Origin of the sequence: Amycolatopsis ruanii, from assembly GCF_003385175.1 — a bacterium.
In the GTDB taxonomy this organism is placed as follows: domain Bacteria; phylum Actinomycetota; class Actinomycetes; order Mycobacteriales; family Pseudonocardiaceae; genus Amycolatopsis_E; species Amycolatopsis_E thermalba.
This window is the reverse complement of record NZ_PQHY01000059.1, coordinates 36,445-45,533: the sequence shown is the minus strand read 5'-3', so window position 1 is coordinate 45,533 and position 9,089 is coordinate 36,445. Positions and strand designations below refer to the sequence as shown.

At 71.7% G+C, this 9,089-nt stretch carries 7 protein-coding genes and 1 tRNA gene; 2 read left to right on the top strand and 6 right to left on the bottom strand.

The features are described from left to right. Positions 1-44: 44 nt before the first annotated feature. Positions 45-118: transfer RNA gene (locus tag D0D28_RS26240), tRNA-Leu, on the top strand. Positions 119-216: 98 nt separating this feature from the next. Here the strand turns inward: D0D28_RS26240 and D0D28_RS26235 are convergent. From D0D28_RS26235 to D0D28_RS26215, 5 genes are all read right to left on the bottom strand, one after another. After that, on the bottom strand, positions 217-459 hold the full coding sequence (locus D0D28_RS26235; RefSeq protein WP_094008331.1) for a hypothetical protein: 243 nt from the start codon (positions 457-459) through the stop codon (positions 217-219). Between the two features lie 83 nt (positions 460-542). Beyond that, on the bottom strand, positions 543-1,280 hold the full coding sequence (locus D0D28_RS26230) for an HAD-IA family hydrolase (RefSeq protein ID WP_233157488.1): 738 nt from the start codon (positions 1,278-1,280) through the stop codon (positions 543-545). A gap of 490 nt (positions 1,281-1,770) precedes the next feature. Then, positions 1,771-3,408, bottom strand: a complete 1,638-nt coding sequence (locus D0D28_RS26225) for a hydantoinase B/oxoprolinase family protein (RefSeq protein ID WP_094008332.1) — start codon at positions 3,406-3,408, stop codon at positions 1,771-1,773. Then, positions 3,405-5,447 carry a hydantoinase/oxoprolinase family protein gene (locus D0D28_RS26220; RefSeq protein WP_116113307.1) on the bottom strand — a complete coding sequence of 681 codons (2,043 nt, stop codon included), beginning with the start codon at positions 5,445-5,447 and terminating at the stop codon, positions 3,405-3,407. Before D0D28_RS26220 ends, D0D28_RS26225 begins: the two co-directional genes overlap by 4 nt. Before the next feature lie 34 nt (positions 5,448-5,481). Continuing rightward, complete coding sequence (locus tag D0D28_RS26215) at positions 5,482-6,822, bottom strand: MFS transporter (protein ID WP_205413362.1); 1,341 nt, start codon at positions 6,820-6,822, stop codon at positions 5,482-5,484. A gap of 137 nt (positions 6,823-6,959) precedes the next feature. Here D0D28_RS26215 and D0D28_RS26210 point away from each other — a divergent pair, with 137 nt between their 5' ends. Then, the gene (locus D0D28_RS26210) at positions 6,960-7,976 is read left to right on the top strand and encodes a LacI family DNA-binding transcriptional regulator (RefSeq protein WP_116113304.1); all 1,017 of its coding nucleotides are present in this window, start codon (positions 6,960-6,962) and stop codon (positions 7,974-7,976) included. A 39-nt stretch (positions 7,977-8,015) separates the two neighbouring features. Here the strand turns inward: D0D28_RS26210 and D0D28_RS26205 are convergent, their stop codons facing one another. Beyond that, positions 8,016-9,065 (bottom strand): NAD(P)-dependent alcohol dehydrogenase, encoded by a 1,050-nt coding sequence (locus tag D0D28_RS26205; protein WP_116113302.1) that lies wholly within the window; start codon positions 9,063-9,065, stop codon positions 8,016-8,018. Positions 9,066-9,089: the final 24 nt, after the last annotated feature.

The window sequence follows — 9,089 nt, the reverse complement described above, 5'->3', positions numbered from 1 at the left end:
GCCAGTTGGGCTACGGGGGCGGGCGCGTAAAGTCTGGCTGCGCCGCCCCCGTAGCCCAACTGGCAGAGGCAACGGATTCAAAACCCGTCCAGTGTGAGTTCGAATCTCACCGGGGGCACTCGCGGGATGCACACTGGCCCTGACCTGGGTTGCTCGACGGGCAGTTGCCTCGACGAGGATCCTGCCGTCCTGCCCACCGCGCGGGAACGACACTTCTCACGCAAGGGGCGGAAGCCAGTCCCAGGCTCCTTCCGATTCTCGGAGTTGCCGGAAGATCTCCGCAAAACCCGCTTCAATCGACGCCGAGTCCGTCCGGACGAACCTTCCGTCTCCCAGCGCCGGGCCGGAAGCCAACACCATCCAGGGTCTTCCGCCGTCCGCCAGCCTCTCGTGATCCAGTTTGAGCAGAACCGTCAAGCCCCGTCGGCCGAGCTCCTTCATGACGGGTTCGATCTCCATTCGGCACTCCATCCTCCCCACGCCGCGGGCATGGGCCCCTTCGGATCCCCCGAGAACCGGCGTTTCCGGTCCGGCTCACCTCGTTACGACGCGCGCGCGAAGGCCTCGTCGGCCGCGTCGGCGAACTCGGCCATCGACGTGAACTCGAGGTCGTAGCTCCACTCCTCGCGGGGCTCGGGGGTCGCGCCCCAGCCGGGCCGGTCGTGCCGGCGGTTGATCCACACCGACGGCAGACCCTCGCGCCTGGCCGGCACGTGGTCGTGGAACAGGCTCTGCGCCACGTGCAGCAGGCGGTCGCGCTGCACACCGAGCCGGGGCAGGGTGGCGTCCAGCGCCCGGAAGTGGTTCGGCGCGGGCTTGTACGCGCCGACGTCCTCGGCGGTGATCACGGCCGCGAAGTCACCGCGCAGGTGCCGGTTGCTGCCGGCGAAGCCGTCGCGGTGCACGTTGGACAGGATGATCAGCCGGTAGTGCCGGGCCAGCCGGGCCAGCGCGCCGGCGGAGTCGGGGAAGGCCGGCCAGTCCGGCACCGAGTCGCCCAGCCGCCGCGCCCACTCGTCGCTCACCGGCCGCCCGAGCCGGTCCCCGGTCCGGCGGAACGCGGTGGCGAGGACCAACGGGTAGCGCGCGGCCGGGGTTTCCCGCTCCACCGCGGCCTCGTTGTCGGCGTAGGCGAGCAGCAGTTCCTCGTCGGTCAGGCCGAGTCCCTGTTCCCGGGCCCAGGGCGCCAGGACCGCGGCGATTCCGGTCTCCCAGTCGATGAGGGTGCCGTAGCAGTCGAAGCTGAGGGCCTCGTACGCGGTCAGGTCCAGGCCGGTCATGGTGCGGCTCCTTCGTGATACGGAGGGACGACGCCGAAGTCCAGCTTGGCCAAGTCCGGGCCGCAGCGCAGCCCGGCGGGCGGAGGGTTCACCGGCTCGGCTCGCTCCGAAACAACTACGACACGTTGAGCTGAAGCGTGCCCCACCCTGGTGGGTAGCCTGTTCACGGACCGGGCGGCGTCCTGTTCTTCACGCATCACGACGTCAGCGAGCCGACGGTCGAGTTGGAGGTTTGGGACGGAGAACCGGTCCGCGGCCCTGATTCCGCATGGCGAAACGAAGGACGCCGAGACCAGCGTGCAACGGTGGCTCGTCCCGATTTGGTGAGATGCACCCGGCCCGCGCGACCAGATCGCGGCGCCGGAACGAGCGGAGGGGTCGGGCGTGAAGGCCCCTTGGCTCGAGTCTCCATCCGCAACCGGAGCACGGGCCGCCGCTCGTGGTGGTCCACCAGCCAAGGCGACCGTCGCCGGCGGCCGGGTGGCGCCGGTCAGGGCCGGCGCGTGATCAGCCCCTGGGCCAGATCCGACTCGACCGCCGCCGGGTCGCGATCGGCCGCCTCACCGTAGCCTCCGCCTCCCCCGGACTCGCACCGCAGCACGTCGCCCTTGTGGACGCGCAGGCTGTTCACCTTGAGCATCTCCCGCTCGCCGGGGGTGCCCGGGTTGAGCACGACCCGGGGCGGCGCACCGGCCTCACCGCCGAACACGCCCCACGCCGGGGTCACCGACCGCTCCCACCACAGCGACAGGTCCTGATCGGCCTCCATCGTGTACTCGCGGATCACCCCGTTCCCACCGCGCCAGCGGCCGGCACCCCCGGAGTCGGGCCGGATGCGGTACTCGTCGACCCGCACCGGGTACAGCGTCTCGACCACCTCGATCGGCAGATCGCGCAACGACCCGTTCACGTTGTTGATCAGCGCGGTCTCACCGTCACCGCCGCGCCAGGCGCCCCATCCGCCGACCGTCGCCTCCAGCGTCACGAACGGCTCCCCGGTGCGCGGGTTGTCGCCGGCGAACTGGACGATCATCGAATCGCCGTAGCTGGCCGCCGCGACCTGCTCCGGCATCGCCGGCGCGAGCGCCCGCACCACCAGGTCGATCAGCATGCCGAGGCTGGAGTAGTAGTACTGGCAGGCCGCCGGCTCGCGGGCGCCCAGCATCGACCCGTCGCGGACCTTCACCTCCAGCGGCGCGAACGACCCGCCGTTGAGGCTGATCGACGGGGAGATCAGCAGCTTGTACCCGACGCGGGCGGCCGAGACGGCCTGGGACCGCCCGCAGTTGACCGGCCCGGTCGTCTGGTCGGCGCAGTCGGTGAGATCGATGGTCATCCGCTCGCCGTCGACGGTGACCCGGACGGTGACCTCCAGCGGCGTCCCCAGGTCGATCGCGTCGTTGTCCAGGTACCCGGTCGCCTCGTAGGTGCCGTCCGGGATCGCCGCGACCCGCTCGCGTTCCAGCCGCTCGGTCTGGGCGAAGATCTCCGCACGGGCGGCCTCGATGGTCTCCGCCCCGAACCGCTCGAACAGCTCCCCCAGCCGGCGCACGCCCATCCGCGCGCACGCCACCTGCGCCCGCATGTCCCCCAGCGTGACGTACGGGAAGCGCACGTTGGAGGCGATCAGGCGCAGCACGTCCGGGTTCTCCTCGCCGCCGACCACGATCCGGGTCGGCCCCATGCGCAGGCCCTCCTGGTAGATCGTGGTCGAGTCCATCGACCCGCCGGGGTCCTTGGACCCCATGTCGATCCAGTGCGCGCGGGACGCGGCGAACCCGGCCAGCTCACCGCCGACGAAGATCGGCGCGTACACGGTGCAGTCGTTGAGGTGGGTGCCGCCGATGTAGGAGTCGTTGAGCACCCACACGTCGCCGGGCTGCCACACCCGCGCGCCGAACTCGGCCTCGGTGTAGCGGGTGCACTCCTCCAGGTTGCCGAGGAAGATCGGCAGGCCGGAGGACTGGCCGAGCACCCGGTGCTCGCGGTCCAGCAGGGCGACCGCGCAGTCCTTGCCCTCGTAGATGGTCGGCGTGTACGAGGACCGGATCAGGGTCATGTTCATGTCCTCGGCGGCCTGGATCAGCGCCGAGCGGATGATTTCCGTGGTGACCGGGCTCGGCGTCATGCCAGCTCCTCCGCGTCCAGGGTGATGATCAGGAATCCGTGGTCGTCGACCCGCAGCAGGGCGCCCGGGGGCACGACGGTGGTCGAGGTTTCCTCGTGCACGATCGCCGGGCCCGCCAGCGTGGCCCCGAGGGGCAGCGTGGACCGCGCGACGATCGAGGTCGGCACCGCGGTGCCGTCGAAGACGACGGCGCGCACCACCTCCTCGCCCGGGTCCGCGACGGCGGGCGGCTCGCCCGGTGTCCGGTCCACCAGCCCGCGGGCGGTGGTGCGGATGGTGACGAACTGGACCGGGGCGCCGGGGGTGGCGTGCCCGTAGCGCTGGTGGTGCGCCTGGGCGAAGCGGTCCTCGATGGCGGCGGGGAACTCCGGCGCGGTCACGTCCTCGCCGGGCAGGATCGGCACGGTGAGGGTGTAGTCCTGGCTCTCGTACCGCATGTCCAGACCGTGGGTGACCTCGCGGCGCTCCGGGGCGATGCCCTGCTCCCCCAGCGCGGCCCGCGCCTGGCTGTCCAAGGTGGACAGTGCGGCCGCGAGCGCGGCGGTGTCGAGGCTCTGGCTCGTGGCGAAGAACTGCTGCGTGAAGTCGCGGCGCACGTCGGCTTCGAGCATGCCCCACGCCGAGAACGCGCCGGGGAACCGCGGCACGACCACCTCGCGGACGCCGATCTCGCGGGCGATGAACGCCGCGTGCATCGGCCCGGCACCCCCGAAGGCGAGCAACGCGAACTGGGCCGGTTCGCGGCCGTGCTCGACGGTCAGGGTGCGGATCGCCTGCGCCATCTTGGCGTTGGACACGTCGCAGATGCCCGAGGCGAGCTCCACCGGGTCCATCCCGAACTCGGCGGCGAGCGCGGCCACCGCCGGGTGCGCCGCGGCGGTGTCCAGCCGCATGCCACCGCCGGCGAAGGACTCCGGATCCACGCGGCCCAGCACGCAGTTCGCGTCGGTCACGGTCGCCTGGGTGCCCCCGCGGCCGTAGCAGGCCGGACCGGGCACGGCGCCCGCCGACTCGGGACCGACGCGCAGCCCGTCGCCCTCGGCGTAGGCGAGCGAACCGCCGCCCGCGCCCACGGTGTGCAGGTTCACCAGCGGCATGAGCAGCGGGAAGCCCTCGCACTCGCCGTCCGGGGACACGTCGGGCCGGTGGTCCATGACCAGCGAGACGTCGAACGACGTACCGCCCATGTCGATGCAGATGACATCGGGCCTGCCGAGCAGCCTGCTCGCCGCGACACCGCCCATCGTGCCGCCGACCGGGCCGGACAGCAGCGTCTGCAACGGGTGCTCGCGGGCGAAGCCGGCGTTGACCAGCCCACCGGAGGACTGCATGACGTGCACCGGCACCGCCAGGCCCTTGTCCGCGAAGCGGGTCTCGATCTTGTCCAGGTAGCGGTGCACGGACGGGCCGGTGTAGGCCTCCATCACGGTGGTGGAGGTCCGCTCGTACTCGCGCCATTCCGGGGCGACCTCGTGGGACAGCACCACCAGCGCGTCCTCGCCCAGTTCCTCGCGCAGGATCCGGCCGGCGCGGCGCTCGTGCCCGGAGTTCAGGTAGGCGAACAGGAAGCACACCGCGACCGCGTCGAACCCTTCCGCGCGCACGCGTTTGGCGACCAGCCGCACCGCGTCCTCGTCCAGCGGCTCCAGCTCCTCGCCCGCGGCGGAGAACCGGCCCGCGACTTCGGCGACGGCGTTGCGCGGGACCAGCGGCTCGGGTTTGCGGTAGTGCAGGTCGAACAACCGGTTCCGGTTGCCCCGGGCGATCTGGTAGACGTCCCCGATCCCCTGCGTCGTCAGGATCAGCACTCGCGCGCCGCGCCGTTCCAGCAGCGCGTTGAGGCCCTGCGTCGTGCCGTGCACGAAGAACCCGATGTCTTCGAAGGGCAGCCCGAATCCCTCCAGCGCGTCGAACACGCCCCGGGCCAGGTCGTCCGGGGTGGTGAGGACCTTGCCCGCACGCAGCTCCCGCGTCGTCTCGTCGTAGGTGACGACGTCGGTGAACGTGCCCCCGATGTCCATGGCGACCCGGTAGGTCATGTGGAAACTCCTTGTCGTTGCGGCGGAAACGGCGTCAGTCGAGGGCCCGGCCCTCGGTCTCCGGGAGCGGGAGCACGGCCAGCAGCGCGACGACGAGGAACGCCACGATCGAGCCGATGACGGCGACGGACGGGACGCCGTGGTCCATCATCGCGCCGATGACGGGCACCGAGACCGTGTTGGCCAGCAGGATCGCCGAGGTGATCCACGCGTAGCCGAGACCGCGCAGGCTGGTCGGCAGGGCTTCGCCGGCCCAGGTGTTCCAGATGCCCCACGCGCCGAGCGAGAAGAACGCCAGCACCAGGTTGCCCGCGTACATCTGGCCGGCGTTCGCCGCGATCCCGAACAGCACCCCGCCGGCGGCGGAGGCGAGCACGAACCAGAGGAACACGCGTTTGCGGCCCTGCCGCCGGGTCAGCCACGCGGCCAGCAGGTACCCGGGCACGGACACCAGCTGGGTGACGGCGACGAACCACAGCGCGCCGGACACGCTCATGCCGCGGCCCTGCAACAGCACCGGCAGCCACGTCTGCAGCCCCCAGTAGCCCCAGCTGAAGGTGAACGAGACGACGAGCAGCAGGAGGAACCGCGTCCGCACGCGGCCGCGGAAGAGCCCGCGCAGGTCCCCGCCCCGGCCCTCGTGGTCGACCCGGAACCGGGTGTCCTCGCCGATTCCGGCGCCGAGGCGGCGCAACACGCGAGCGGCGTCGGCGTGGCGGCCCTGCTTGGCCAGCCAGTACGGGGATTCCGGCACCCAGCGCAGCACCGCCAGCGCCCACAGCCCGGCCAGCGCGGCCACGATCGCCACGGCCCGCCAGCTGACCGCGCCCAGGGTCTGGCTGACCAGGATGCACAGCAACGTGCCGACCGGGAACCCGATCGACAGCGCGACCGCGCCCTGACCACGCCACCGGGTGGGCAGCAGCTCCAGGAAGTACGGGAACGTCACCGAGTACACGCCGCCGAAGGCGATGCCGGAGGCGAACCGCAGCACCAGGAACATCCAGAACTCCGGCGCCACCCCGGCCAGCAGGGCCAGCGCCGCGTAGATCATGAGGCTCAGCACGGTGACGCGGCGGCGGCCCAGCCGGTCGATGATCACGCCCCACAGCAGCGCGCCCGGCACCATGCCGAACGCGACGGCCGACAGCGCCCAGCCCAGCCGCGTGTTGTCGACGCCGAAGTCGTCGCCGATGCCGGTCGAGACGTACACGAGCCCGACCTGCTCCCACGCCTCGATGACGAAGGTGAAGAACAGGACCGCGCCCGCGACGAGGTGGGCGCGGCTGAGGGTCATCCGGTCGCACACGTCGCCGACGGACACCGGCGCGGCGCGGTCGCTGTCCGGGATGGCTGCTCCGCCCTCGGAGGTCATCGCCCACCACCTTCGTCAAAACGATTTGATGATTCGGGCCATGAAACGCGCCCGCGGCCGGGACTGTCAAGAGCCGGACGGGTCGTGGGCGATACTGGGTGCCGGGTCCAGGGTGTCCGGACAGGAGGGTGGGCGGGGTGAGCAGACCGGCCGCGAAGGTCACGATCCGGGAGGTGGCCGAACGCGCCCAGGTCGCGATCAGCACCGTGTCGCACGCGTTCTCCGGCAGCAGGCCGATTTCGCAGGCCACCCGGGAACGCGTCCTGCGCGCCGCCGCCGAGCTGGGCTACGACCCGAACCCGAGCGCGCGCTCGCTGCGCACCGGGCGGTCCGGCATCGTCGGGCTGGTGCTGCGGCCGCGCTACGCGGTCACCGGCACCCCGGACCGGGCCGAAACGTTCAACCGCCTGGTGGGCTCGATCGCCACCGAGATGCTGCGGCGCAAGACCGGGCTGATCCACGTGCCCGACATCGACGACCCGTCGGTCGCGCGGGTGCCCATGGACGGCTGCATCGTGGCCCACCCGTACGGCGACGACTCGGTGCTCACGGAACTGACGCGCCGCGGGATCCCGGTGGTCACCGTCGAGGAGGACCCGGAGCGGCCCGGCTTCCCGTGGGCCGTCCGCCTCGACTACCCGGCGGTCGTCACCGCGCTGCTGGACCACCTGCGCGAGCAGGGCGCCCGCCGGATCACGCTGTTCACCGGCACCGAGGACAACGCGTGGAACCGGCGCACGAGGGAGACCTACCTCGCGTGGTCGGCCCGGCGCCGCCGCACACCGCGGGTCGAGGTGCTCAGCGAGGGCCTGACCCCGGACGACGCGGCGGCGGCGGTGCGTCCGCTGCTGACCGGCCGAAGCCGCCCGGACGCGGTCATCATCGCCACCAGTGACTTCGCGGCGCTGGTGACGCGCGTCGCGGCCGCCGAGGGGCTACGGGTTCCGGACGATCTGATGGTCGCCTCGCTCACCGACACCGAGCACTCCCGCACCGCGTCCCCGCCGATCACCGCGATGGACCTCAACCACGAGAAGCTCGCCGAGCACGCGGTCGAACTGATGCTCGCGCGGCTGTCCGGGGCGGGGGAACCCCGGGAACCACTGGTCATCGCCCCGGTGCTGCACCTGCGCGCGTCCACCCGGCGCGCGTGACCGTCCCGGTAGGACGGTCAGGCGCGCCGGGGCGGATCGTCACGCGCCGATCGTGGACGCGTCGATCACGAAGCGGTAGCGCACGTCGCTGTTGTCCACGCGCTCGTAGGCCTCGTTGACCTGATCGGCGGAGATCGTCTCGATCTCGGCGCCGATGCCGTGCTCGGCGCAGAAGTCGAGCATCTCCTGGGTCTCGGCGATCCCGCCGATCATCGAACCGGCCAGCACCCTGTTGCCGCCCAGCAGCGAGAACGCGTTGTAGGACAACGGTTCGCCGGGAGCACCGACGTTGACCATCGCGCCGCCGACGCGCAGCAGGCCCAGGTAGGCGTCGACCGGCAGCTTGGCCGACACGGTGTTGAGGATCAGGTCGAACCGGCCGCGCAGCGCCTCGAACGTGCCCTCGTCGCCGGTCGCGTAGTAGCCGGTGGCGCCCAGGCGCAGGCCGTCCTCCCGCTTCTTCAGGCTCTGGCTGAGCACGGTGACCTCGTCGCGCATCGCGGCCGCGAGCTTGACCGCCATGTGGCCGAGCCCGCCGAGCCCGACCACGGCGACCTTCTTGCCCGGGCCCGCGCCCCACTGCCGCAGCGGCGAGTAGGTGGTGATCCCGGCGCACAGCAGGGGTGCGGCGACGTCGAGGCCGATGCCCTCGGGGATCCGGCACACGAAGGCTTCCTTGACGACGATCTGCCTGCTGTAGCCGCCGTAGGTCTTCTCGCCGTCGAAGCCGACGCCGTTGTAGGTCTGGACGTTGCCCCGCACGCAGAACTGCTCGGTGCCGGCCCGGCAGTACTCGCACTCGCCGCACGAGTCGACCATGCAGCCGACGCCGACGCGGTCGCCGACCCGGTACTTCGTCACCTCGGGGCCGACGGCGGCGACGACACCGGCGATCTCGTGGCCGGGCACCATCGGGAAGATCGCCTCGCCCCAGTCCTCGCGGGCCTGGTGGATGTCGCTGTGGCAGATGCCGGCGAAGGCGATGTCGATCAGCACGTCGTCCGGTCGCAGGTCCCGCCGCTCGATGGTGGTGGGCGCCAGGGGCGCGCCCGGCGACGGGACAGCGATAGCGTGCGTGGTCGTGGTCATGAATCCTCCGGGAAACGCCGTTTC